Consider the following 24,250-nt stretch of genomic DNA (forward strand, 5'->3'; position numbering starts at 1 on the left):
TCGACATCGATTCTCCGGGATGGACCCGACATGACCCAAGCCCTGCACGTTGTCATTCTTGCCGCCGGCGAGGGCAAGCGGATGAAATCCGCCCTGCCCAAGGTGCTGCAACCGGTTGCCGGGCAGCCGATGCTGGCGCATGTGATCGCCGCGGCGCGCGGCCTGCAGCCGCAGGCCATCCACGTGGTGCACGGCCACGGCGGCGCGCAGGTGCGGGAGGCGTTCGCCGGCCAGGACGACCCCGGATCAAGTCCGGTGCAGGCTCTGCAATGGGTCGAACAGGCGCAGCAACTGGGTACGGGCCATGCCGTGGCCCAAGCCATGCCGCAGATCCCCGATGGCAGCACCGTGCTGGTGCTGTACGGCGACGTGCCGCTGATCCGCAGCGAGACCCTGAAGCGGCTGCTGGATGCCGGCGGCCGGCTGTCGGTACTGGTTGCCGAGCCGGAAGATCCCACCGGCTATGGCCGCGTGCTGCGCGACCCGGAAGGCAAGGTAGCGGCGATCGTCGAACAGAAGGACGCCAGCGAAGAGCAGCGCCGGATCCGCACCATCAACACCGGGATCATCGCCGCCGAGGCGACCGCCTTGCGCGGCTGGCTGCAGCGCCTGTCCAACGACAACGCGCAGGGCGAATACTATCTGACCGACGTGTTCGCCTCGGCTGCCAGGGAATACACGCCGGCCGAAATGGTGCTGGTCGCCGACCCGATGGAAACCGAAGGCGCCAACGATCCCTGGCAGCTGGCGCAACTGGAGCGCGCATTCCAGCGCCGGCAGGCGCGGGCGCTGTGCCTGCAGGGTGCGCATCTGGCCGATCCGGCCCGTTTCGACCAGCGCGGCAACGTGCGCGTCGGTCGCGACGTGCGCATCGATGTCGATGTAGTGCTGGAAGGCGAGGTCGAACTGGCCGATGGCGTCAGCATCGGTCCGTTCACCCGGCTCAAGGACGTGCGCCTGGGTCCGGGGACCGAAGTGCGCGCGCACTGCGACCTCGAAGGCGTGCAGACCGAAGGTGCGGCGATGATCGGCCCGTATGCGCGGCTGCGTCCCGGCACGGTGCTGGCCGATGGCGTCCACATCGGCAACTTCGTCGAGACCAAGAACGCCCGGATGGGGATCGGCAGCAAGGCCAACCATCTGACCTATCTCGGCGATGCGGTCGTGGGCGGCAAGGTGAACATTGGTGCGGGGACCATCACGTGCAACTACGACGGCGTGAACAAGTCACGCACTACTATCGGCGATGGTGTGTTCGTCGGCTCCAATTCCTCGCTGGTCGCGCCGGTGACGCTGGGCGACGGCGCGACTATCGGTGCCGGTTCGGTGATCACCAAGGATGCGCCGGCCGGCAAGTTGACCGTCTCGCGTTCGCGTCAGGTCACTGTGGATGGCTGGCAGCGGCCGCAGAAGAAGTCCTGACGGCACGCGTCGACTGAATTCGTTCAGGACGGCGACGGCCGCTCAGCCGGACAGCGGCAACTGCAAGGCCACGCACAATCCACCGCCATCGCGGTTGTGCAGCGACAGTCGTCCGCCATGTGCCTCGGCGATTTCGCGGGTCAGAGCCAGGCCCAGACCGGTGCCGTTGCGCTTGGTGGAGTAGAAGGGCACCAGCGCGTTTTGCAGCACGGCGTCGTTCATGCCGCTGCCGCGGTCCATCACTTCGATCCGCAGCCATTCCGGCAGGCGGGTCACGCGCAGACTGACTTCATTGTCGTCGCCGCCCGACTCGTGTGCGTTCTTCAGCAGGTTCAGCAGCGCCTGCTCGATCTGCGCCGGATCGATGCGGCAATCCACATCGCTGGTGTCGCCTTCCAGACGGAATCCGACCTGTCGCTGCAGGCCGGCTAGAAAATCCTGCCAGTCCACCGTCTGCAGGTGCGGTTGCGGCAGCTTGGCGAAACGGGCATAGCCGCGGATGAAGCCTTCCAGATGGCGGGCGCGTTCCTCGATGGTGGAGAAGATCTCCTCCAGCCGTTCCTGCCGGCCGCGACGGACCATTTCCGCACCGGAGTGCGCCAGCGAGGCGACCGGCGCCAGCGAGTTGTTCAGTTCGTGGCTGATCACCCGGATGACCTTCTTCCAGGTCTGCACTTCCTGTCGTCGCAGTTCGCTGGTCAGCTGCCGCAGCAGCAGCAGTTCGTGGTGGCGGCCGTTGAGGCGGAAGTTGCGCCGGGCCAGGTGATAGACCTGTTCGTCTCCGGACTCGCCGGTGCCGGTCTCGCCGCTGCCCTCGCCGCCGACGGCGAACAGGCTATCGCCGCCGCGCGCCATCGCTTCGCGCATTTCCAGCGGCGCATGCGCCATCAGTTCGTCCAGCCGCTGCCCTTCCAGCTTCCAGCCGCCATGCAGCAGCTTGCGCGCGGCCAGGTTGGCGAACGCCACCCGCTGCACGCCATCGCCGCCGCTGCCGAGCAGAAGCATTGCCACCGGGGTGTTCTGCACCATCGTGTCCAGCAGCAGTTCACGCTGCACCAGGGTCTGACGCTGCTCGCGCAGTACCTGGCCGAGCTCGGCATGCGATTGCACCAGCTCGCCGAGATCGTCGTTGCTGCGCCAGTGCACGCCGAAGTTGTATTCGCCGTCGCGATAGGTGTTGATGCTGCCGGCCAGGGCGCGGAACAGCGAGGCCAGCGGCAGCAGTGCGCGGCGTACGGTCCATGCGGCCAGCGGCAGGATCAGCATTGCGGACAGGATGGTGCTGAACCACGCATCGTCGAGCCAGCGTTGTAGCAGCAGGGGCAGGGCGATCGCCGCCAGCAGCAGCGGCGAGATCCACAACAGCAGACGACCGGCGAGCGAGCGGCGCTTCATTCCCGCGGCAGCTGGTAGCGATCCATGCGCCGGTACAGCGCTTGCCGGCTCAGGCCCAGTTCCGCAGCCGCCTGGGCGATCACGCCGCCAGCGCGCGCCAGCGCGGCTTCGACGGCCTCGCGGTCGGGTTCTTCGGCGCTCGTCGTCTTCTGCACCGGTGCGGATTTCGGCAGGTTGAGGTCGCTTGCCTCGATGCGTTCGCCGGCAGTCAGCAAGCCGGCGCGCTGGATGACATTGCGGAGTTCGCGCACGTTGCCCGGCCAGGGGTGGCGCAACAGCGCGGCGCGTGCGCTTTCGCCGATCCGCTTTTCCGGCGGGCAGAACAGTTCGGCCAGCGGCAGGATGTCGCCCGGTCGCTCGGCCAGCGGCGGCAGGTTCAGTTCGATCGCGTTGAGGCGGTAGTAGAGGTCCTCGCGGAACGTGCCTTCGCGGATCATCGCCGGCAGATCGGCATTGGTGGCGCTGATCACCCGCACATCCACCTGGCGTTCGCGATTGGAGCCCAGCCGTTCGAAACGGCCGGTTTCCAGCACCCGCAACAGTTTCATCTGCCCGGCCAGCGGCAGGTTGCCGATCTCGTCGAGGAATAGGGTGCCGCCGTCGGAGGCTTCGAACTTGCCTTCGCGGGCCTTGTTGGCGCCGGTGTAGGCGCCGGCGTCGGCACCGAACAGTTCGGCTTCGATCAGCTCGCCGGGCAGCGCACCGCAGTTGAGGGTCACGAACGGACCATTGCGTACCGCCGAATTGGCCTGGATGATTTCCGCGATCTTCTCCTTGCCGGCGCCGTTCGGTCCGGTGATCAGCACCGGCAGGTCCGAGCGCGCCACCTGGCAGGCCAGCGCGATCACCCGCTCGCTGGCCGGGTCGGAAAAGACCACCCCACGCAGGTCGTACTTCTGCTCCAGCTGCTGCCGGCTGCGGCGTTCGTGACTGCGGCGGCGGTCGAGCTCGTGCCGGGTTTCCGACAATTCCAGCAGGTTGTTGACCGTGGTCAGCAGCTTGCCGTCGTCCCAGGGCTTGGCCATATAGTCGGCGGCGCCGGCGCGGATCAGTTCGACCGCGCTGCTCAGATGCGTCCATGCGGTCAGCAGGATCACCGGCAGGTCGGGGTGGCGCTCGCGGATGGCGGCGAACAGCGCCTCGCCTTCGGCGCCGGAGGTGGTGTCGGCGCTGAAGTTCATGTCCTGGATGACCAGGTCGATCGATTCGGATTCCAGCAACGCCAACCCCGCTTCCGGCGATTCGGCATGCACGGAAGCGATGTCGTGCAGCGAGAACAGCACTTCCAGCGCGGTGGCGACCGAGGGGTTGTCGTCGATGATCAGGACGGTGGGCATGGCAAGTGCAAGTATGCGGACGGTTCTATCCTAACGGCTTGAACGTTGGCCGGCGGGGTGACAGTCCGGGCAACGCATCGATCACACGCTGCGGGTGGCGGTGGCCGGCGGCACGTCGGCGGCGCGGCGTGCAGGCCAGTACACCGCGATCTGCCCCAGCAGCCACAGCGCCAATGCGCCGGCTGGCAGGTAGAGCAGCGGCAGCCGTTCCAGCTCGTATTTGCTCATCAGCAATTGGTTGATGCCGTAGGCGGCCAGCATGCCGATGACGATGCCGAGCGTAGCCAGCAGGAAATTTTCGGTCTGGAAATATCGCAGGATCTGCCCCTTGGTCGCACCGAGCGCGCGGCGCACGCCGATCTGCTTGGTGCGCTGCTGTACCCAGAAACTGGCCAGGCCGATGATGCCGAGCGCGGTGATCACCAGCAGGGCGGCGATGACGATGCCGAGCAGCCAGACCATCGAACGCGATTGCTGGTGGTACTCCTGGCGCAGTTCCTGCATGGTCTTGCTGTTTTCCTCCAGAATGATCCGGTTCGGGTCATTGCTGCGCAGGATATCCTTGGCGGCTTTCATGACCTCGTCACGGCGACCCGGATCGGTGCGTAACAGGTAGTTTCCACCCATGCTGTAAGGAACGCGGATTGGAAACACCATGCTGAATTCGCGGGCCGCCGGACCGCCCTGCATGCTGGGCCGGATCAGGTGTTCGACTACGCCGACTACACGGGTCGGTTTATCGCCCCCCCAGCTATAGAAGGTCTTGCCGATGGCGCTTTCGCCGGGGAAAAGCTTGTCGGCCATCTTCTGGGTGATGATGGCAACGGGAATGCCGCCTTCGTAGTCGGGGGTGGAACCCACGGACCATTCGATGTATTCGTCGGGCTCGAAGTTGCGGCCCTGAACCAGGCGTAATCCCAACGTGTCGATGAACTGGTCCTCGGCAAGATATACGGTAGCGTTTAGAGTGGAGCGCTCCTGATCTTTGCTCAGGTTCACGCCGGAATTCCAAGACGAATTCACGAACGGCACCTGGTTCAGCACGGTGGCGGCCTTGACCCCGGGAATGGCACGCAGCGCGGCCAGATCGGTCCGGGTCATGGCCTCGTCGTTCTCGTTGGTGCCGATGCCGGTCAGCTGCACGCGGACCAGTTCGTCCTCGGCCAGGCCGCTGACTTCGTTGATCTGGTTCAGGCGTCCGCTGATCAGGAACAGCGCGTTGCAGATGATGGCGCAGGTCAGGGCGATTTCCAGCACGATCAGGGCGGCTGCGGTCTTGTGCCGGCGCAGGGTGCTGAGAATGGGGCGGATTTCCATGGAAGTGTCCTCGATGATCGGGGCGTTCTCCCCGCGAACGGGGAGAGCGGCATCACTGCGATTTCAGTTGCACGGCCGGGGTGATCTGCATTGCCCGCCATGCCGGCAGTACGCCGGCAAGCAGGCTGGCGACCACGGTCACGGCGAAGGTGGCCAGCAGCATCCACGGATCGAGGTGAGCCAGATCGGCATAATCGACGGGTTGCTGGCGGACCGCCCACAAGCCCAGCAGTGCCAGGCCCAGACCGAGCACGCCGCCGGCCAGACCGACCGCGCCGGCTTCGACCAGGAACTGCTTGAACACCTCCGTGCGGGTTGCGCCCAACGCGCGACGCACGCCGATCTCGCCGCTGCGGCGCAGGAACTTGGCCAGCAGCAGGCCGACGGTGTTGAGCAGGCAGACGGCCAGGAAGGCGAATGCCAGCCACATCTGCATGACCACATCGCTTGGCACGATGCGGTTGAAATCCAGCCATTCCATCAGGTTGCGCAGACGGATGTTGTTCGGCCGCTCGAAGCGCCCCGCCGCGCGTTGCTGGTCCGAATAGTTGGACAGGTATTGGCGATAGGCCTCGGCCTTGTCCGGCGAATCCAGCTGCACCCAGTACTGGATCCAGACGCATGGTGCATTCACGTCGGTTTCGTCGCCGCTGCTGTCTCCCCAGCAGTCCATGCTGCCGGAACGGTCCATCTTCAGATCGCGGGAAGTCGAGAACGGCACGAATACGTCCTCCCCGTCGCCGTAACCGCGATTGGCGAACATGTCGTAGAAGCGTGGGGTCGGACGCCAATCGTCGAGCACACCGACAATGGTGAGATCCGACTTGTCGACATGAATCGTCTTGCCGACACTGTTTGCGCCACCAAACAGCTTTTCGTTCAGGGATTTGGTGATTACGACCACGCGCGCGTGAGCGTCGTCTTCCTGGCTGCCCCAGCCGTTACCGTGCAGGAACGGCATGTCGAACATCGTGAACATGTCCGTCGATGTATAGCGCGAGTCGACCCGGAACGGGGCCAGATCGGAGTTCTGCGGCGTGATCGACACACTGCCGCCGGTCATCATCGCCTGGCGGTCGCCTTTCTTTTCGCGCAACAGGGTTTCCGCATCGAAGCGGGTGAGCTGGATGGGCGGTTCTTCGCCTTCCTGGTAGCCGCGAAGCGCCTGCGGGTCCAACTGCGGATGGAACAGCGCATGACTGCGGCCGGGAATCGGATCGCCGGAAAGCACGTAGAACACGGTCAGCGTGGTCATGCTGGCACCGATACCCAGAGCGATGGCCAGCACCATCAACGCGGTCAGGACCTTGTTACGCCTGAAGCTGCGCAGGGCCAGGTTGAAGTAGTAGGCAAGCATGGTCTCCTCCGAAGATCAGGCGCTGCGGGTGGCGATGGCCGGCGGAACGCTGGCGGCCTTGCGCGCAGGGCCCAGCACGGCCAGTTGTCCCAGCACCCATAACAGAACGGCACCGACAGGCAGGTAGAACCATGGCAGGCGCGTTAGTTCGTACCTGCTCATTAGCAATTGGTTGATGGCGAAGGCCAGTAGCATGCCCAGCACGATGCCACAACTGGTGAGGATGAAATTCTCGCTCTGGAAGTAGCTGAGGATCTGGCCCTTGGTGGCGCCCAGCGCGCGGCGCACGCCAATCTGCTTGGTGCGTTGCTGCACCCAGAAACTCGCCAGACCGGCGATGCCTAGTGCCGTCACCGCCAGCAGGGTGATGCTCACCGCAATCAGCAGCCAGACCACGGCGCGGTCGCGGCTGTAAAAATCGTGGCGCATGTCGGTAATGGTTCTCTGGTCGTTGAAGATGCGGTTGGCATCCACTTTGTTTAATGCGGCGATGGCGGCTTTCATCACTTCGTCGCGGCGTTCAGGAGTGGTGCGAAGCGCAAAGCTTCCATTGGAAACGCGTCCTGGAAGAATGATGGAGTCGTAATCCTCGTTGCTGCCACCAACTGAGGCACGGCTGTTGCCGGGGCCGACCAGATCATTGACGACGCCAACGATGCGGATGGGGTTCTCTCCCCAGACATAGACAGTCTTGCCGAGTGCGCTTTCACCGTGGAAAAGGTGCTGTGCCAGCGTGCGTGTCACCAGCGCCGCGCCGAAGACGGTGGTAGAGCCGGGTTTCTCCATTTCGCTCAGGTCAACGTATTCTTCCGGAGTGAAGGTGCGGCCCTCCAGTATCGTCAGACCGAAGGTCGGCAGCATGCCGCCATCATCCATATAGGTGTAGGCACTTAGGTTCGGCTCGGGCTGTTCCTTGGCCAGATTCACGCCGCTCATCCATGTATTCTCGCCGTAGGGAATCATGTTGAAGCTGGAAACGGCCTTGACGCCGGGCACGGCGGATAGCGCGGCGATGTCTTCGCGCCGTCCCGCGTCAATGTTGCGGTCGGGATTCAGGGTGGCGACTTCGATGTCCACCAATTCATCCTCGGCGATGCCACTTTCACGCTGCATGTGCTGTATGCGGCTTCCAATCACGAATGTTGCATTGCAGACAATGGCGCAGGCCAGCGCGATTTCAACAATGATGAGTGCGGCGGCTAGTTTGTGCCTGCGTAGTGAAGAAAGGATAGGGCGGATTTCCATGGCGTTCTCTGTAAGCTCATTCCTCTTGCAGGGGAAAGAGTTGAAATGGGGTTATTGCGTCTTGAGTTGTACCGCGGGAGCGATCTGCATTGCGCGCCATGCGGGCAGTACCCCGGCAAGCAAGCTCGCCAGCAGCGACAAGACGAAAGTGACCAGCAACATCTGCGCATCCAGTTGTGCCAGCTTGGCATAGTCGTCCGGTTGTTGGCGCACCAGCCACAGGCCCAGCCACGCGAAGCCAAGGCCCAATACCGCACCGACAATACCGATGCAACCCACTTCCACTAGGCATTGCTTGAAAATTTCCAGCCGCGATGCGCCCAGCGCGCGACGCACGCCGATCTCGCCGCTGCGGCGCAGGAACTTTGCCAGCAGCAAACCCACGGTGTTGACCAGGCACACCAGTAGAAAGCCAAAGGCCAGCCACATCTGCAGGCGAACATCATTCGGCACGATTTTCTTGTAATCCAGCCATTCCATCACGCTGTGCAGGCGAGTGTTTGCCGGCTGGGTGAAGCGCCCGGCACGGCGTTGCTGCTCGGAATAGTCCACCAGATATTTGCGGTAATCGGCCACTTTCTGCGGTGTGTCCAGTTGTACCCAGTATTGCAGCCACGCGCAGGGCGCGTTGATGCCGGTGCTGCCTTCTTCGTCCTGCCGGGAGTCGCCCCAGCAGTTCATGCTGCCCCGAGTGCCCAGGCGCAGCTCGCGCGAAGTGGAAAACGGCAGGAATACCATCTCGTTACCGCCGAAGCGGTTGTGGGTTAAATCGTAGAAACGCGGGCTCAGTTTCCATTCGTCCATCACCCCTATGATCTGGAATGTACTGCGCAGCGTGCGCAATTCGCGGCCAACGGCATTGCCGTCTCCGAACAGTTTTTCTGCCAGTTTGCGACTGATGACCACTACGAGCGCACGCGCCTCATCTTCTTTTGCTGTCCAGCTTCGCCCGGCCAGCATTGGCGGCTCGAACATGGGGAAGAAGTCTGCGCTGGTATAGCGGGCCTGAACGCGGAACGGCTGTATGCCGCTGTTCTCGGGTTGTGCGGTCAGCGAGCCGCCGGTCATCACCGCCTGGTAGTCGGCCTTCTTCTGCCGCAGAAGTTCCTCGGCGTCGAAGCGGGTCATCTGGTCGGATGGCTCCGGTTCCGGCTTGCCGTTCCTGCCCATCGTGCGTGGTTCGATTTGCGGGTAGAACAGCTTGCCGCTTTTCTGCGGAATCGGATCACCTGATAGCACATGGAACACGGTGAGCGTGGTCATGCTGGCGCCGATGCCCAAGGCAATGGTCAGCACCATCAGCACGGTCAATACCTTGTTGCGACGGAAGCTGCGCAAGGCCAGGCTGAAGTAGTAACCGAACATGGGATGGCCTCAGGCGGAGGCAGATGCGTCGGCCGCGGATTCGGCGGCGATCAGCGCAGGATCGGCGGTCAGGTCGGTGGCCATGCCGTCGACGATGTGCACGTTGCGCTGCGCGCGCGCGGCCAACTCTGGGTCGTGGGTGACCATGACGATGGTGGTGCCCTGCTGGTTGATCTCCTCCATCAGCTCCATCACCCCGCGCGCCATGTGCGAGTCCAGGTTGCCGGTCGGTTCGTCGGCGAGCAGCAGCTTGGGGCTGCCGGCCAGGGCGCGGGCGATGGCGGCGCGCTGCTGCTGGCCGCCGGACAGTTCGGCCGGGTAGTGCTTGATGCGCGAGCCCAGGCCGACCTGGCCCAGCGCCTGTTCGATCCGCTGCTTGCGTTCGGTGGCGGGCATGCCGCGGTAGCGCAGCGGCACGTCGCAGTTGTCGAACAGGTTCAGGTCAGGGATCAGGTTGAAGCTCTGGAAGATGAAGCCAATCTTCTGGTTGCGCAGCTTGCTGCGCTGGTTGTCGCTGAGATGGCTGACGTCCTCGCCGTCCAGCAGATAGGTGCCCGAGGTGAAGGTCTCCAGCAGGCCGGCGATGTTGAGGAAGGTGGTCTTGCCGGAACCGGACGGGCCGGTGACGGCCACGAACTCGCCGGTGCGGACATGCAGATCCAGCGAACGCAGGGCATGGGTTTCGACCAGCTCGGTGCGGTAGACCTTGGAGACTTGGCGCATTTCCAACATGGGAGATTCCTCGGGATTGGGATGAGTGGATGGGGTGGGCGGCTGCCGGCGACGGACGGGAGAGAGGTCGTCGCCGGCCGGCAGTCGCCGGTCAATTGATCTTCACGCGCTCCTCGTCGTCGAACTGGTCGCTGCCGGAGACCACGACGCGGTCGCCGGGCTTCAGGCCTTCCACCACTTCGATTTCGCCCAGGCTGCTGACGCCCAGCTGGACCGGCTGTCGGACCGCGACCGAGCCATCCATGACATAGGCGTAGCGACCGCCGGACTGCTCGACGAAGGGGCCGCGTTCGACCTTCAGCACGTTCGGACGGGTATCCAGCACGATTCGCGCAGACAGGCGCTGGTTCTGCCGCAGGCCCGGCGGTTGCTGGCCTTCGTCGAAGCGCAGTCGTGCGGTGACCTCACCGTTGACCACTTCGGGCGATACCGCCGCGACCTGCGCTGCGTACTGCTTGCTGCTGCTGGTGATCTGCGCGGGCACGCCGATGGCCAGATCACGGGCGAAGCTTTCCGGCACCTTGATCTCGACCTCGAACACGCTCAGGTCGACCACGCTGAGGATCGGCGCGTTGATCGCCACGTTGGTGCCCTGTGCGATCTGCACTTGGCCGACCTGGCCGTCGAACGGCGCGCGCAGGGTCAGCGCCTCGACCTGGCGCTGCAGTTCGGCCACGACCGCGCGCTGGCGGTCCGCCAGCAGGCGCTTGTTGCGCGAATCGATGCCGGCGCCCTGATCCTGCAGGCCAGATTCCTTGCGCGCAGTGGCCAGGCCGATGTCGGCCTTCTTCATCAGGTCCTGGGCGCGGTCCAGGTCGTTCTTGGACACGGCGCCACCCTCGTAGGCGCGCTGCATGCGCTCGAGGTCGCGCTGCGCCGCGGTGTGTTCGATCTGCGCCTGATCGACCAACTTGCCCGCGTTGGCCTGGGCCAGCAGGGCGTCGAGCTGGGCGCGACGGGCCTCGCCTTCCAGGCTGGCCAGGGTCGATTCCTCCTGCACCAGCCGGCTGCGCAGTTCCGGGCTGTCGATGACCGCCAGTTCCTGGCCATGCTTGACCGCGTCGCCGGCCACCACCTTCAGCGCCACGGTGCCGCCGGCGATGGCGTACAGGGTCGGGCTGTTGGCGGTGATGACCCGGCCGTCGGCGCGGATGTCACGGACCAGATCGCCGCGGACCACCTCGGCGATGCGTACCCGCGATTCGTCGATCGAACGCGATCCCGAGACCCAGGCGCGCACCAGCCACAGCAGGCTCAGCAGCAGGACGACGGCGACGGCGATCAGCAGCCAGCGTTGCGGCCGGAAGCCGGAAGCCGGCTTCTGCAGGACCTGATCCTGTCCGGAGGTGTCCCGAATCATTGCGAGCATGCGTTTATGGTCATGGCAGGGGTGACGCAAGCCCCATGCCAACCCCAAGTCGTTGATTGCAAAGCGCGGCGACCCGGCGGACGGTCTGTCCGGGTGTCCGCGGACAGTCGGCGGACACCGAGGCCCCGGTTCGCGTCGCGGTCATGGAGGGGACGATACACTCGACCATCGGACAGGCAACAGGACAGTACGGGGACAACAACACGATGTGCGGAATAGTGGGTGCGATCGCTGATCGCAATGTGGTCCCGGTACTGATCGAAGGCCTGAAGCGGCTGGAATACCGCGGTTACGATTCGGCCGGCATCGCCGTGGTCGATGGCCAGGATGTGCGCCGTGTGCGCCGCACCGGCCGCGTGGCCGAAATGGAGGGTGCGGCGGCCGGCGAAGGCTTCCGTTCCAGCCTCGGCATCGGCCATACCCGCTGGGCTACCCACGGTGGCGTGACCGAGGCCAACGCCCATCCGCACATCAGCCACGGCGTGGCGCTGGTTCACAACGGCATCATCGAGAACCACGAGGAGCAGCGCGAACGCCTGCGCGCATTGGGCTACGAATTCGAGTCGCAGACCGATACCGAGGTCATCGCCCACCTGATCCACCATCACCTCAAGCAGGGCACCGACCTGCTGCAGGCGCTGCAGCGGGTGGTCAAGGAACTGACCGGCGCCTATGCGCTGGCCGTGGTCAGCCGCAAGGAGCCCGAGCGGCTGGTGTGCGCGCGCATGGGCTGTCCGCTGCTGGTCGGCTTGGGCGAAGGCGAGAACTTCGTCGCCTCCGATGTGTCGGCGATCATCCAGGCCACCCGGCGGGTGATCTTCCTGGAAGAAGGCGATACCGCCGAAGTCGCGCGCGACCGCGTCCGCGTCTTCGACGCCGACGACCAGCCGGTGCAGCGCGAGGAACACGTGTCCGACGTGTCGCTGGCCTCGCTGGAGCTGGGCCCGTACCGGCACTTCATGCAGAAGGAAATCCACGAACAGCCGCGCGCGCTCGGCGATACCCTGGAAGCGGTGATCGACGCGGCTGGTTTCGAACCGTCACTGTTCGGCGCCGGTGCCGAGGACGTGCTGCAGCAGGTCGAAGGCATCCAGATCCTCGCCTGCGGCACCAGCTACTACGCCGGCTCGGTGGCGCGTTACTGGATCGAGTCGATCAGCGGCCTGCCGTGCAGCGTGGAGATTGCCAGCGAATACCGTTATCGCACCGTTGTCGCCAATCCGAAGCATCTGGTGGTGACAATCTCGCAGTCGGGCGAAACCCTGGACACGATGGAGGCGCTGAAATACGCCAAGTCGCTGGGCCATGCGCATACGCTGTCGATCTGCAACGTGCCCGAGAGCGCCATCCCGCGCGCCAGCCGGCTGGTGTTCTACACCCGCGCCGGCGCCGAGATCGGGGTGGCCTCGACCAAGGCCTTCACCACCCAGCTGGCCGGTCTGTTCCTGCTGGCCGCCACCCTGGCCAAGTTGAACGGACGGCTGGACGCGGAGCAGGAGGCCGGCTACATCGAGGCCTTGCGCCATCTGCCGGGCAGCGTGCAGCATGCGCTGAACCTGGAGCCGCAGATCGCTTCATGGGCCGAACGTTTCGCGCCGAAGCAGCACGCGCTGTTCCTGGGCCGTGGCGTGCATTATCCGATCGCGCTGGAAGGTGCGCTCAAGCTCAAGGAAATCTCCTACATCCACGCCGAAGCCTATCCGGCCGGCGAGCTCAAGCATGGCCCGCTGGCGCTGGTCGATGCCGACATGCCGGTGGTGGTGATCGCGCCGAACGACGGTCTGCTGGAAAAGGTCAAGTCCAACATGCAGGAAGTGCGCGCGCGCGGCGGCGAACTGTTCGTGTTCACCGACCAGGACAGCAACTTCGGCGAGTCCGAAGGCGTGCACGTCATCCGCACTCCGCGCCATGTCGGTGTGCTCAGCCCGATCGTCCACACCATCCCGGTACAGTTGCTGGCCTACCACACCGCACTGGCGCGCGGCACCGACGTGGACAAGCCGCGCAACCTGGCCAAGTCGGTGACGGTGGAATAGCGATCGTCGCGAGATATCAGCGCGCGGGCTGGTATCTCAGGTTGATGCCGTACTCGCGGCCGGGCTGGTTGTACCAGGCGATGGTTTCGTACTGGCGGTCGAACACGTTGTTGGCGCGGGCCTGCACGCTCCAGCCGGGGGCGAAGGCATATTCGGCGCGCAGGTCGAAGGTGGCATAGCCGCCCAGGCGCACGCTGTTGGCCGCATCGTCGTAGCGCTCGCCGGAGCCGAACAGGGTGGCGCCGAGGCGCAGCTTGCCGAAAGCGCGGTCGATGTCGATGCGGCCGGTATCGCGCGCGCGCCGCGGCAGCAACTTGTCGTAGTTGGCGCTGCCGGACGTGCGGTTGCGCGGATCGGTATGGCTGAGCTGGGTCGAGATTTCCCAGTCGGCCAGTCGCAGCGACAAGGTCAGTTCCGCGCCGCGGATGCGTGCCTGCTCGACCTGCTCCAGCACGAATGTGGACAGGTTGTAGGAAATCAGGTCGTCAACGTCGGTCTGGTACGCGTCCAGCCGCCATTGCCAGCTGTTGCCTTGCTGGCCGATGCCGAGGTTGACGCTTTCCGAGGTCTCCGGATCCAGCGTCGGCACGCCGCTCCACGGGTCGTACAGGTCGTTGAAGCTGGGTGCGCGGAAGCCAGTGGAATAGTCGGCCGAAAGCCGCCAGCCATCGCCGAACTGCAGCCCCCAGCCGACGCCGCCAGTGGTGTGGCCGCCGAACTGCTCGTTGTCGTCGTGGCGCAGGCTGGCCTGCAGTTGCTGCACGCCGAAGCGGCCCTGGTACAGGGCGAATACGCCGGTGTTGTCGCGGCTGTCGGCGGCGTAGGCGGTCGTGCTCTCGATGTCGTCGCGCAGCCAGTCCGCGCCGAGGCTCAGCGATTGCGTCCGTCCCAGGGCGATGTCGGCCTGCAGGCCGGCCTGATCGCGGCGGGTGTCGAAGGTGCTGATGTAGGTGTTGTCGTGGTAATCGTCGGACTGGTCGCGGCTGCGGCCCACGCTCAGCCCCAGCTTCAACGCCGGCAACGCCTGCCAGTCCATGCGCACGCCGGTGGCCTGCTGCACGGTATCGGAACGATTGGTCCAGCTGCCGTCGTACTCGTTCTCGGCGCGGGCGTCGAGCAAGCGACCTTCCACGCTGAGGGAGTCGCTCAGGCGCAGACCGGCATTCACCGAGACCGAGGTGTTGCGGTAGCCGTCTTCGTCCGGTTCATCGGTGTAGCAGCCGGTGAACAGGGTGCCGGAACCGCGGCAGGCGTTGATGCCGTCGGTGCGCAATTGTGCGGCGTGCACCCCGAACCAGCCGCGCTCGCCTCCGTTGCCGAAGCCACCGCCGAGCTGGCGCAGGCCGTGGCTGCCGGCGCCGAGCTCCAGATGCGGGGCGAAGCCGTTCGCGCGTCGGGTGAAGATCTGCAGTACGCCGCCGATGGCGTCCGAACCGTACAGGCTGGAGCGCGGGCCGCGCACGATTTCGATGCGTTCGATCTGGCCCAGTGGCAGGTCCTGCAGCGCCGGCAGGCCGGCGGTGGCCGAGCCGATGCGGATGCCGTCCACCAGCACCAACACGTGATCCGATTCGGTGCCGCGCAGGTTCAGCGTGGTGATCTTGCCCGGGCCGCCCTGGTTGGACAGGCTGATACCGGCGCGGCCTTTCAGCAGTTCCAGCAGCGAGGTGGCCTGGCTGCGCTCGATTTCGTCGCGGTCGATGACCTGGGCCGGGACCAGACTGTCGTCCAGCCGGTGTTCGCTGCGGGTGGCGGTAACGACGATCTGGTCCAGTTCGGTGGCCGGATCGACAGCTTGCGCATGGACCAGTGGGGACAGCGCCAGGGTAGTGGCGGTGAAAAGGTGGCGGTACTGCATGAAGTCGACTCCATCGCGCGCCCCGCGCGCATCGGTGCGGTGGGAAGTCGCGCGGGAGGACGGAAGCGGACAGCGCAGGGAAAGCGCGGCACGCGCGACGCCCTCCGCATCGCAACCAGTGGACTTCGGGGCCGGTCTCCGGACTCGCGAGTGGAGTCGATGACTCCGATCCCGGCGCCTTCCCATGCGCATGCACAGTGGCGGTTGCCTGGACCTTTCTCGCTTACCGTTGCGGGGGCAGTGCCGGAATGGCCGTGGCATGCGGATGCATGCGGTGGCGTCACCGGCTTCCCGTTTCAGCCCTTGGCGAAAAGCCGCGGGCCACCTCGAAGCGATGAGGATTGTACGGGATTGCGGCTGCGGGTGGACAGGTCGCGGCGGATCAGCCGATGCCGATCAGCTCGGCGGCCATGCGCGCGGCGATCCACTCCTCGTTGGTCGGTTCGACCGCGACCTGCACCCGGCTGTCCGGCGTCGAGATCACCGCCGCATCGCCGGCGTTGGCATCCGCGTCCAGCTCGATACCGAGGAAGCCGAGATCGCGGCAGACGCGTTCGCGGATGAAGGCATTGTGCTCGCCGATGCCGGCAGTGAAGACCAGCAGGTCCAGTCCGCCGAGGACGGCGGTCAGCGCGCCGATCTCGCGTACGATCCGGCGCACGAACAGGTCCAGCGCCAGCCGCGCGCGTTCGCCGCGTTCGCCGACGTCGTTTTCGTGCTGCACGATCGTCCGCGGCTCGCTGGAAATGCCGGAGACGCCGAGCAGACCGGACTCGTGGTAGAGCAGGTGGCCGACCTGTCGCAATGAAAGCTTCTCGATTTCCATCAGGTACAGCAGCGCGCCGGGGTCGAGCGCGCCGGTGCGGGAGCCCATCATCAGTCCGTCCAGCGCCGAGAAGCCCATCGTGGTGGCCATGCTGCGCAGTTCGCGCATGGCGCACAGGCTGGCGCCGCTGCCGAGGTGCGCTACCAGCGTGCGTCCATGGGCGAGCTCGCCATGCCGTTCCGGCAAGGCGGTGGCCATGTAGGCATAGGACAGTCCGTGGAAACCATAGCGACGCAGGCCGCGTCGCCAGGCGTCCCAGGGCAGCGGCAATGCCTGTTCGACCGTGGGCAGGGTGTGGTGGAAGCCGGTGTCGAAGCAGGCCACCTGCGGCAGTTCGGGGCGCTCGCGCAGCAGGATCTCGATTGCGTCCAGCGCGAACGGTTGGTGCAGCGGCGCCAGCGGGATGTAGCCCTTGAGATCGGCCAGCACGCCGGCATCGACGCGTACCGGATCGAAATACTTGCTGCCGCCATGGACGACGCGATGCGCCACTGCGGCCAGACGGCGTTCGCCCAGCCGCGCGAGCACGCGCTGGCGGATCAGTTCCAGCGCGGCGTGGTAGGGCTGGTCGGCATCAAGCTGGACCGCGAACGGCGCTACCCCGGTTTCGCCGCAGGTTGGCGCCGGGCCGCCGATGCCCTGTACCTTGCCGTTCCACACCGGTTGTCGCGGCAGCGGCGACTGTCCGGCGTCGAACAGCGCGAACTTGATGCTGGACGAACCGCAATTCAGTACCAGGACCAGCTCGCCGCGGCTCGGGTAGCGGTCGTGGCGTGCGCTCACGGCGGATGGTCGCGGTAGTGATGGGCCAGCATCAGCGCAATCGCGCACGAGGCGATCCGCGACTCGCGCGAATCGGCGCGGCTGGTCAGGATGATCGGAACCTTGGCGCCCAGCACAATCCCGGCGCTGGCCGCGTCGCCGAGGAACATCAATTGCTTGGCCAGCATGTTGCCGCTTTCCAGATCCGGTACCACCAGCACGTCGGCCTGGCCGGCCACTTCGGAGACGATGCCCTTGGTGCGCGCGGCGGCGGCCGAGACGGCATTGTCGAAGGCCAGCGGGCCGTCGAGCAGAGCACCGGAAATCTGTCCGCGATCGGCCATCTTGCACAGCGCGGCCGCATCCAGGGTGGCGGGCATTTCGGGGTTGACCGTCTCCACCGCGGCCAGGATCGCCACCCGTGGCGTTTGCACGCCGATCACGTGCGCCAGTTCGATCGCATTGCGGATGATGTCGGCCTTCTGCTGCAGGTCCGGGGCGATGTTGATCGCCGCGTCGGTGACGATGAACGGCCGCGGATAGGCCGGGGTCTGCAGCAGGAAGCAGTGGCTGATCCGGCGCTTGGTGCGCAGGCCGGCGCCGGCCGCGACCACCGCGGCCATCACTTCGTCGGTGTGCAGGCTGCCTTTCATCAGCGCTTCCACCTGGCCGCCGGCGGCCAGTTCGGCGGCGCGCGCGGCGGCGGCGTGGCTGTGCGGCACGTCCTCGATTTCCAGTCCGTCCAGGTCCAGGCCGGTTTCGGCGGCGACTGCTTCCAGTCGTGCCCGGGGTGCGATCAGCACCGGCACGATCAGGCCGGCGTCGCGTGCTTCCAGCGCTGCCGACAGGCTGAGTGCGTCACAGGGATGGATGACCGCGACCCGGATCGCCGGCAGGCTGGCGGTGTGTTGCAGCAAGCGCTGCAGGCCATCCGCGCCAGCCACGTCCAGGCGGATCTCCGGCAGGGTCGTGCGCCGGCGTTCGATCCGTTCGCTGGGCGCGACGACCAGGGCGCGACCGTCAATGACCGTCTTGCCGTCCTGGTTGACACAGCGGCAGGCTAGATCGACGCGCTTGTGCTCGGGTTCCAGCGTCTCGACCGTTACGCTGACCACGAGGCGGTCGCCGACGTGGACCGGGGCGAGGAAGCGCAGGCTCTGATCCAGATAGATCGTGCCCGGACCGGGCAGGTGGGTGCCCAGCACGGCCGAGATCAGCGCTGCGCCCCACATGCCGTGGGCGATCACCCCGTGGAAGCGCGCCGAGGCGGCGAATTCCGGATCGACGTGGAAGGGATTGACGTCGCCGGACATCAGCGCGAACAGCTGGATGTCCTGCTGGGTCAGGGTGCGCTCGATGCTGGCGCAGTCGCCGACGGCCAGCTCATCGAAGGTACGGTTGCGCAGTATCAGCAGGTCGCTGTCGGTACGGTCGCCGGAATCGTTCATGTTGTCGTCAAGGCCAAGCGTGTCCGCCAGCCACCTTATCCTGCAAAGGTGACCATCGAGTGGAGGATACGCCGGCCGCTGCGGTTCAGCGGCTGCGCTTGGCGGCCTTCTTCGCCGGGGCCTTCTTCGCGACTGCCTTCCTGGACGCGGCTTTCTTCGCTGGCGCCTTCTTTGCTGCTGCCTTCTTCTTTGCAGCGGGCTTGGGTGCCACTGCGGTCATGCCGGTGGCTTGCAGCAGTTCTTCCCAGGGCTTGACCAGGTCGTCCCAGCCCTCGGGCACGGATGGCATCAGGCTGGCCTCCTGACCGAGCAGGTGGGTGGTCTCGTACTGCCAGTCCTGCAGTATCTGCTGCAGACCACTGGCGAAGGCGTTCTGCGCGTTGACCGCGATCTGCGCCACCGCCTGGCTGTCGCCGACGCGTTGCTGCAGCTGCCGCCACAGCGATTCGGCCGGCAGGCTGGCCAGCTGCTGCCAATCCTGCGCCTGCAGCAGCTCGTCCATCTCGGCATTGCTTTCGGCGATGCTGTCGCCGATCAGGCGGTTGCCGTAGTCGAGCCATTGCTGGCCGCTTTCCTGGATCAGGCGGCCGATCTTCACCTGAAGCTCCAGGTTCGCCTTGTACAGGCTCAACGGCAATTCGGTCTTGCTGTTCATCGTGAGACCTCTCAGGGATTCGTGGGGGAAGACATCCGTCCGGGCAGCCCCGTCCGGATCGCTAAAGACTACGCCGAAACCGGCCCCTGCGGCCAAGCCGGCAGGGCCGGATTCGACGAAATGTCTAGTTGGGGCGATCAGTTGAGGATGTGGTAGCCGCCGTCGACGTACTGGGTGGTGCCGGTGATGGCGCGTGCGGCGTCGCTGGCCAGGAAGGCGGCCAGCGGGCCGACATCGTCGATGGAAAGCGCGGAAGGCAGCGGCGCGCGGCGCGACTGGTCGGCGACCAGGGCGTCGAATTCGGCCAGGCCGGAGGCGGCGCGGGTGGGGATGGCGCCCGGCGAGATCGCGTTGACGCGGATCGCTGACGGCCCGAGTTCGGCGGCCAGGTAGCGCACGGTCGATTCCAGCGCCGCCTTCACCGGGCCCATCAGGCCGTAGTGCGGTACGACTTCCTCGCTGCCCAGATAGCTGAGCGTGGTCAGGCTGCCGCCCTGCGCCATCAGCGGTTCGGCCAGCCGCGCCATGCGCACGAAGGAATGGCAGGACACGTCCATCGCCAGCAGGAAGCCTTCGCGGCTGCTGTCGGTCACCCGGCCCTGTAGGTCGGCCTTCGGGGCGAAGGCCACCGCGTGCAGCAGGAAATCCAGTCGCCCCCATTGCTCGGCGATGCGTGCGAACAGCGCCTGCATCTGCGCGTCGTCGGCCACGTCCAGCGCTTGCCGCAAATCCACGTCTAGCACATCCAGCAGTGGCTCGACATGCGGACGCGCCTTCTCGGTTTGCCAGGTCGCCGCCAGTTCGGCGCCGGCGTCGCGGCAGGCGCGGGCGCAGGCCCAGGCGATGCTGTGTTCGTTGGCGATGCCGACGATCAGCCCCTTCTTGCCCTGCAGCGAGATCAGTCCCACGTCTTTCCCTCCATGTCTGCGGATGGCAGCGCGGTGACAGTATCGGTCGGCACGGTTTCAGGCGCACGACGTTTCCGCCACGCGCCGGGCCGCAGCCGTTCGAGCGCGATCAGACGCTGCGCGGAGTGCGCCGGGCCAGGTAGATGCCGGTGCCGATCAGCAGGGCCACGCCCATCGCCAGCAGGTTCTGCCAGCTGGCCGCGGCCATCAGGCCGAGCGTCAGCAGCAGGGCCAGCACCGGGATCAGCGGACCGCCCGGCAGCCGCAAGGCATCGGGACGGTCGCCGTAGCGCTTGTGCAGCACCAGCACGCCAGCGGCGGTGCAGATGTAGCCGAGCAGGCGGGTCACCGTGGACAGCAGGGCCAGTTGCACGAACGAGCCGCTCAGCGCCAGCACCAGCGCGATCAGGCCCTGGGTGGCGATCGCCGCCGCCGGGGTGTGGAAGCGCGGATGCAGGCGGGCGAACCACGATGGCCCGTAGCCGTCCTGGGCCAGGCTCTGCAGGAAACGCGGTCCCAGCAGCATGGTGTTGCTGTTGGTGCCGAGGATCGACACTGCTGCGCCGAATGTCAGCAGCACCGCCAGCCACGGGCCTGCGAACAGGTCGGAAGCGTCGGCCAGCGGCGCCTTCGATGCGCCCAGGTCGGGCAGCGTGCCCTGCGCGACCAGCTGCGCGCCGGCGTACAGCAGGGTGACGATGGTGATCATGCTGAGCAGGGCGAACGGCACGTTGCGCTGCGGGCGGTGGTATTCGCCGGCGGCGGCCGGCAGGTTCTCGAAGCCGGCATAGGCGAACAGCAGCAGCAGCGCCGCTTCGCCCATCATCTTGTAGTTGTGGGTGTCCACCGGCGGGCCGCTGAAGGCCTGGCCCCAGTCCATGGCGAACAGGCCGATGCCGATGAACAGCAGCAGCGGTACCACCTTGCCGATCACCAGTACGCTGGCGGCATGTGCCGCCCAGCGCACGCCGGCGATGTTGATGCCGATCAGCAGCAGCAGCGAGCCGGCGACGATCGCAATCCGCACCGGACCGTCGGCAGCGGCCGGCCAGAAGCGGGTCAGCGCATCGGCCAGGCCGTTGCTGAGCGAGGCGGCCACGCTGACCCGGGTCAGCCAGATCGTCCAGCCGACCTGGAAGCCGACATACGGGCCGAAGGCCTCGCGCGCGTACAGGTAGCTGCCGCCGGGCTGGTCGAAGTAGCTGGCCGCCTGCGCGTAGCACATCACCAGCAGCGCCACCGCCAGGCCGGCCAGCAGCACCGCCCACAGGCTGAAGGGGCCGAGCAGGGCGAAGGTGGCAGCCGGCAGCAGGTAGACGCCGCTGCCGATGACGTCGTTGATCGACAGGCCGAGGATCTGCCAGCGTCCGACCGCACGCAGGTAACCGGGTTCGGAAGCGGGCTGGGTCATCAGGTGTCCTTGTCGGGTGAGGGCAGGCGCCAGGCGTGTTGCAGGCGCAGGTATTCGGAACGCGGCAGCAGCACGAACACCGGCTCCGCTTCCGGACGCAGCCAGGCCAGCAGCGCATCCATCGTCTCCGGCGCCATCGCCGTGCAGCCGGCGGTCGGTTCGCCCGGACGCCGCCACAGGTGGGCGAAGATGCAGCTGCCCGCGCCTTGCCGGGCATCGGGATTGTGGCCGATCACCAGGCCGTTGCGGTAGCGCGGGTCGCCGTCGTGGTGCAGGTCCAGCCGCATCGGTTCGCTGGAACCCTCGACCGCGTCGGCGCCGACCTCGGCGGCATCGACGATGCGGTTGTACAGCGGCGAGGCGGGCACGTCCATGCAGTAGCTGGTCGCCTGCATCGGCGCGTAGGGCATCGCGGTATCGGCGCTGCCGGCATAGCCGAAGGCGGTGCCCAGGGCGAACACGCCGGCCGGCGCGCGGCCATCGCCTTCGCGCTTCTGCGGGCCCTCGGCCTGCGCCGGATGCAGGCCCAGACCCCAGGCGGCGCCGGCACGACCGATCGCGATCGGTGCGGCGGGTGCGGCGGCCTTCCAGTCGCCGCCGGCATCGCGTTCGAAACGTTGCAGGGTGCCGGTGGTGGCGTCCCAGTTGGCCGGGATCACCAACACCAGCTGGCGCGCGCCGTCCCACGGCAGCGGCGCGGTTGCGGGCGTGCCGGCGCAGGCGCCCAGCGCGGTCGCGGACAGCGCGGTGAGCAGGGCGAAGGCGCGGCGAAAACGCGAAATCGAGGACGTCATGGGCGATCCGGTCAGGAGTCCAGCAGGTGCTGGATGCGTTCGAGGTTGATGTCCAGCTGCTGGCGACGCTCCGGGCTGGCATGACACAGCAGCACGAACAGGAAGTCGAGCAGGTAGTGCAGCGAGTTGCGGTACAGCAGCTGCGCCACGTGCGGCGAGGGGTCGTGCGCGGAGATCACCAGCGTGCCGTCGGCGTGCGCGCGCAGCGGATTGGCGGTATGGCGGGTGATCGAGACCACCTTGCCGCCGCCGGCCTGGAACTGGCGGCTGATCTGCGACAGTTCGGGCAGCTTGCCATGTTCGGAGAACATCAGCAGCACGTCGTCGTCGCGCACCGCCGACAGGTTGGCCATCATCAGGATCGGGTCGGCCTGGTGCACGGTCAGCACGCCCAGCAGGGACAGCCGCATGGCGAATTCGCGCGCGAACAGGCCGTCGTCGCCCAGCCCGCAGACGAACACCTTGCCGGCCCGGTCCAGCAGGCCGACGATCGGCTCGATCTGCTCGCGCGGATTGAGCAGCCGGGTTTCCTCCTCCGCCGCGGCCTTGCTGCGGCGCAGTTCGTCCAGCAGCTGGCCGTAGGCGTCGGTGGGGGCTGCTGCTTCCGGCAGATCGACCATCTGGCCGTTGCCGTTGCGGGCGACCGCCTCGCCGATCGAGTACTTCAGGTCCGGGTAGCCCTTGAAGCCGAGCTTCTGGCTGAATTTGACCACGCTGGACTGGCTGATGCCCAGCGCGTTGGCCAGCTGCTGCGAGGAGTAGTCGCGCAGCAGGGCAGCGTTTTCGAGGACAAAATCGGCGATGCGGCGCTCGATGGCCGACATCTGGTCGCGTTCGGAGCGGATTCTCACCAGTGGTGGCATGCGTTCCCCCCGGATTCTTCCGTCGTATCCTGCCATGGTCAGCGCGAAAGCATTTCCAGCCCGCGGATTTCGCGGATGCCCAGACCCGGCGCGTCGGTGATGGTGATCTCCGAATCGTCGAAGATCACCCCGCCTTCGACCGGGTCGTACTGGCACAGCGAGGGGCCATCCAGGTCGACCTTGGTGATCACGTCGGCCTTGGCCACGCCCAGATGCACGGCGGCAGCCACGCTGATGCTGGTCTCCAGCATGCAGCCGATCATGCATTCCACCCCGTACAGGGCGGCGATGTCGGCGATCCGGATGGCGTTGGACAGGCCGCCGGTCTTCATCAGCTTGATGTTGATGATGTCGGCCGCGCGCATCTTGATCAGGTCGATGGCGTCGGCCGGGCCGAACACGCTCTCGTCGGCCATCACCGGCGTGTGCACGCGGTCGGTGACGTATTTCAGGCCGTCGATGTCCTGCGCCTTGACCGGTTGCTCCAGCAGTTCCAGCACCACCCCGGCGTCTTCCAGGCTGTGCATGGCGAACACCGCCTGCTTGGCGGTCCAGCCCTGGTTGGCGTCCAGCCGCAGCAGGGCGCGGCCCTCGACCGCGGCGTGGATCGCCTTGACCCGTTCGACGTCCAGACCGATGTCCTTGCCGACCTTGATCTTCAGAGAGGCGAAACCGCGTTCTACCGCGTCGATCGAATCGGCCACCATCTTGTCGATGTAATCCACGCTGATGGTGATGTCGGTGGTGATGACCGGGTCGCCGCCGCCCAGCATGCGGTACAGCGGCGCGTTGTGCAGCTGCGCCCACAGGTCGTAGACGGCGATCTCGACCGCGGCCTTGGCGCTGGTGTTGCCTTCCAGCGAGGTCTGGATCAGCCGGGTGATGCGGTTCAGGTTGGACACGTCCTGGCCGATCAGCCGCGGACGGATGATCTTGTCGATGGCTTCGACGATCGAACCGTGGGTGTCGCCGGTGATGACCGCGGTGGCCGGCGCCTCGCCATAACCGATCTTGCCGGCGTCGGTTTCCACCAGCACCACGATGTCGTCGACGGTGTCGATGGTGCGCAACGCGGTCTTGAACGGGGTTTTCAACGGCACGCGCAGCATGCCCAGGCGAATGTCGGTGATCTTCATGCTTCGGTTCCGGT

19 protein-coding genes and 1 riboswitch are annotated in these 24,250 nt (G+C 66.2%); of the genes, 2 read left to right on the forward strand and 17 right to left on the reverse strand.

The window, feature by feature from the left end; all coding sequences use genetic code 11:
- The first annotated feature begins 30 nt into the window (after positions 1–30).
- Positions 31–1,422, forward strand: a complete 1,392-nt coding sequence (gene glmU / locus CSC70_RS03590) for a bifunctional UDP-N-acetylglucosamine diphosphorylase/glucosamine-1-phosphate N-acetyltransferase GlmU (RefSeq protein WP_162455240.1) — start codon at positions 31–33, stop codon at positions 1,420–1,422.
- 42 nt (positions 1,423–1,464) lie between these two features.
- Here the strand turns inward: glmU and CSC70_RS03595 are convergent, their stop codons facing one another.
- From CSC70_RS03595 to CSC70_RS03630, 8 genes are all read right to left on the reverse strand, one after another.
- Complete coding sequence (locus tag CSC70_RS03595) at positions 1,465–2,817, reverse strand: sensor histidine kinase (RefSeq protein WP_162455241.1); 1,353 nt, start codon at positions 2,815–2,817, stop codon at positions 1,465–1,467.
- Positions 2,814–4,154 carry a sigma-54-dependent transcriptional regulator gene (locus tag CSC70_RS03600; protein WP_162455242.1) on the reverse strand — a complete coding sequence of 447 codons (1,341 nt, stop codon included), beginning with the start codon at positions 4,152–4,154 and terminating at the stop codon, positions 2,814–2,816. Before CSC70_RS03600 ends, CSC70_RS03595 begins: the two co-directional genes overlap by 4 nt.
- A gap of 81 nt (positions 4,155–4,235) precedes the next feature.
- Positions 4,236–5,471 carry an ABC transporter permease gene (locus CSC70_RS03605; RefSeq protein WP_162455243.1) on the reverse strand — a complete coding sequence of 412 codons (1,236 nt, stop codon included), beginning with the start codon at positions 5,469–5,471 and terminating at the stop codon, positions 4,236–4,238.
- Between the two features lie 52 nt (positions 5,472–5,523).
- Positions 5,524–6,828, reverse strand: coding sequence for an ABC transporter permease (locus CSC70_RS03610; protein ID WP_162455244.1), 1,305 nt, complete (start codon positions 6,826–6,828; stop codon positions 5,524–5,526).
- 15 nt (positions 6,829–6,843) lie between these two features.
- Positions 6,844–8,073 (reverse strand): ABC transporter permease, encoded by a 1,230-nt coding sequence (locus CSC70_RS03615; RefSeq protein WP_162455245.1) that lies wholly within the window; start codon positions 8,071–8,073, stop codon positions 6,844–6,846.
- A 51-nt stretch (positions 8,074–8,124) separates the two neighbouring features.
- A complete protein-coding gene (locus tag CSC70_RS03620) occupies positions 8,125–9,438 on the reverse strand; it encodes an ABC transporter permease (protein WP_162455246.1) in 1,314 nt (437 codons plus the stop codon).
- Positions 9,439–9,447: 9 nt separating this feature from the next.
- The gene (locus CSC70_RS03625) at positions 9,448–10,170 is read right to left on the reverse strand and encodes an ABC transporter ATP-binding protein (RefSeq protein WP_162455247.1); all 723 of its coding nucleotides are present in this window, start codon (positions 10,168–10,170) and stop codon (positions 9,448–9,450) included.
- Between the two features lie 91 nt (positions 10,171–10,261).
- The gene (locus tag CSC70_RS03630) at positions 10,262–11,530 is read right to left on the reverse strand and encodes an efflux RND transporter periplasmic adaptor subunit (protein ID WP_162455248.1); all 1,269 of its coding nucleotides are present in this window, start codon (positions 11,528–11,530) and stop codon (positions 10,262–10,264) included.
- Between the two features lie 215 nt (positions 11,531–11,745).
- On the opposite strand from CSC70_RS03630, the gene glmS reads away from it, so the two are divergent.
- The gene (gene glmS, locus CSC70_RS03635) at positions 11,746–13,575 is read left to right on the forward strand and encodes a glutamine--fructose-6-phosphate transaminase (isomerizing) (protein ID WP_162455249.1); all 1,830 of its coding nucleotides are present in this window, start codon (positions 11,746–11,748) and stop codon (positions 13,573–13,575) included.
- Positions 13,576–13,591: 16 nt separating this feature from the next.
- On the opposite strand, the gene btuB is transcribed toward glmS, so the two are convergent.
- The 9 genes from btuB to CSC70_RS03680 form a co-directional block, all read right to left on the reverse strand.
- Positions 13,592–15,433, reverse strand: a complete 1,842-nt coding sequence (btuB, locus tag CSC70_RS03640) for a TonB-dependent vitamin B12 receptor (protein ID WP_162455250.1) — start codon at positions 15,431–15,433, stop codon at positions 13,592–13,594.
- A 112-nt stretch (positions 15,434–15,545) separates the two neighbouring features.
- Positions 15,546–15,777, reverse strand: a riboswitch (cobalamin riboswitch).
- Between the two features lie 38 nt (positions 15,778–15,815).
- Complete coding sequence (locus CSC70_RS03645) at positions 15,816–17,042, reverse strand: acetate/propionate family kinase (RefSeq protein ID WP_162455251.1); 1,227 nt, start codon at positions 17,040–17,042, stop codon at positions 15,816–15,818.
- A complete protein-coding gene (locus CSC70_RS03650) occupies positions 17,039–18,469 on the reverse strand; it encodes a bifunctional enoyl-CoA hydratase/phosphate acetyltransferase (protein WP_162455252.1) in 1,431 nt (476 codons plus the stop codon). Before CSC70_RS03650 ends, CSC70_RS03645 begins: the two co-directional genes overlap by 4 nt.
- Before the next feature lie 85 nt (positions 18,470–18,554).
- A complete protein-coding gene (locus CSC70_RS14575; RefSeq protein WP_211369399.1) occupies positions 18,555–19,124 on the reverse strand; it encodes a phasin family protein in 570 nt (189 codons plus the stop codon).
- Positions 19,125–19,261: 137 nt separating this feature from the next.
- On the reverse strand, positions 19,262–20,032 hold the full coding sequence (gene fabI, locus CSC70_RS03660) for an enoyl-ACP reductase FabI (protein ID WP_246189306.1): 771 nt from the start codon (positions 20,030–20,032) through the stop codon (positions 19,262–19,264).
- Positions 20,033–20,141: 109 nt separating this feature from the next.
- Positions 20,142–21,443, reverse strand: a complete 1,302-nt coding sequence (locus tag CSC70_RS03665) for an APC family permease (protein ID WP_162455253.1) — start codon at positions 21,441–21,443, stop codon at positions 20,142–20,144.
- Positions 21,443–22,237 carry a L,D-transpeptidase family protein gene (locus CSC70_RS03670; RefSeq protein WP_162455254.1) on the reverse strand — a complete coding sequence of 265 codons (795 nt, stop codon included), beginning with the start codon at positions 22,235–22,237 and terminating at the stop codon, positions 21,443–21,445. The genes CSC70_RS03665 and CSC70_RS03670 overlap by 1 nt, the downstream gene beginning before the upstream one ends.
- An 11-nt stretch (positions 22,238–22,248) precedes the next feature.
- Complete coding sequence (locus CSC70_RS03675) at positions 22,249–23,100, reverse strand: MurR/RpiR family transcriptional regulator (protein WP_162455255.1); 852 nt, start codon at positions 23,098–23,100, stop codon at positions 22,249–22,251.
- Between the two features lie 38 nt (positions 23,101–23,138).
- The gene (locus tag CSC70_RS03680; RefSeq protein WP_162455256.1) at positions 23,139–24,236 is read right to left on the reverse strand and encodes a dipeptide epimerase; all 1,098 of its coding nucleotides are present in this window, start codon (positions 24,234–24,236) and stop codon (positions 23,139–23,141) included.
- Between the last annotated feature and the right edge of the window lie 14 nt (positions 24,237–24,250).

The sequence above is a fragment of the Pseudoxanthomonas kalamensis DSM 18571 genome (assembly GCF_010211745.1).
GTDB lineage: Bacteria > Pseudomonadota > Gammaproteobacteria > Xanthomonadales > Xanthomonadaceae > Pseudoxanthomonas_A > Pseudoxanthomonas_A kalamensis.

Excerpts from the sequence above, each read along its gene's own strand:
- btuB (WP_162455250.1), bottom strand. The coding sequence starts at position 15,433 with ATGCAGTACCGCCACCTTTTCACCGCCACTACCCTGGCGCTGTCCCCA.
- CSC70_RS03675 (WP_162455255.1), bottom strand. The coding sequence starts at position 23,100 with ATGCCACCACTGGTGAGAATCCGCTCCGAACGCGACCAGATGTCGGCC.
- CSC70_RS03615 (WP_162455245.1), bottom strand. The coding sequence starts at position 8,073 with ATGGAAATCCGCCCTATCCTTTCTTCACTACGCAGGCACAAACTAGCC.
- glmU (WP_162455240.1), top strand. The coding sequence starts at position 31 with ATGACCCAAGCCCTGCACGTTGTCATTCTTGCCGCCGGCGAGGGCAAG.
- CSC70_RS03600 (WP_162455242.1), bottom strand. The coding sequence starts at position 4,154 with ATGCCCACCGTCCTGATCATCGACGACAACCCCTCGGTCGCCACCGCG.
- CSC70_RS03665 (WP_162455253.1), bottom strand. The coding sequence starts at position 21,443 with ATGACCCAGCCCGCTTCCGAACCCGGTTACCTGCGTGCGGTCGGACGC.
- CSC70_RS03605 (WP_162455243.1), bottom strand. The coding sequence starts at position 5,471 with ATGGAAATCCGCCCCATTCTCAGCACCCTGCGCCGGCACAAGACCGCA.
- CSC70_RS03595 (WP_162455241.1), bottom strand. The coding sequence starts at position 2,817 with ATGAAGCGCCGCTCGCTCGCCGGTCGTCTGCTGTTGTGGATCTCGCCG.
- CSC70_RS03670 (WP_162455254.1), bottom strand. The coding sequence starts at position 22,237 with ATGACGTCCTCGATTTCGCGTTTTCGCCGCGCCTTCGCCCTGCTCACC.
- glmS (WP_162455249.1), top strand. The coding sequence starts at position 11,746 with ATGTGCGGAATAGTGGGTGCGATCGCTGATCGCAATGTGGTCCCGGTA.
- CSC70_RS14575 (WP_211369399.1), bottom strand. The coding sequence starts at position 19,124 with ATGAACAGCAAGACCGAATTGCCGTTGAGCCTGTACAAGGCGAACCTG.
- CSC70_RS03625 (WP_162455247.1), bottom strand. The coding sequence starts at position 10,170 with ATGTTGGAAATGCGCCAAGTCTCCAAGGTCTACCGCACCGAGCTGGTC.
- CSC70_RS03680 (WP_162455256.1), bottom strand. The coding sequence starts at position 24,236 with ATGAAGATCACCGACATTCGCCTGGGCATGCTGCGCGTGCCGTTGAAA.
- CSC70_RS03630 (WP_162455248.1), bottom strand. The coding sequence starts at position 11,530 with ATGATTCGGGACACCTCCGGACAGGATCAGGTCCTGCAGAAGCCGGCT.
- CSC70_RS03610 (WP_162455244.1), bottom strand. The coding sequence starts at position 6,828 with ATGCTTGCCTACTACTTCAACCTGGCCCTGCGCAGCTTCAGGCGTAAC.
- CSC70_RS03620 (WP_162455246.1), bottom strand. The coding sequence starts at position 9,438 with ATGTTCGGTTACTACTTCAGCCTGGCCTTGCGCAGCTTCCGTCGCAAC.
- CSC70_RS03650 (WP_162455252.1), bottom strand. The coding sequence starts at position 18,469 with ATGAACGATTCCGGCGACCGTACCGACAGCGACCTGCTGATACTGCGC.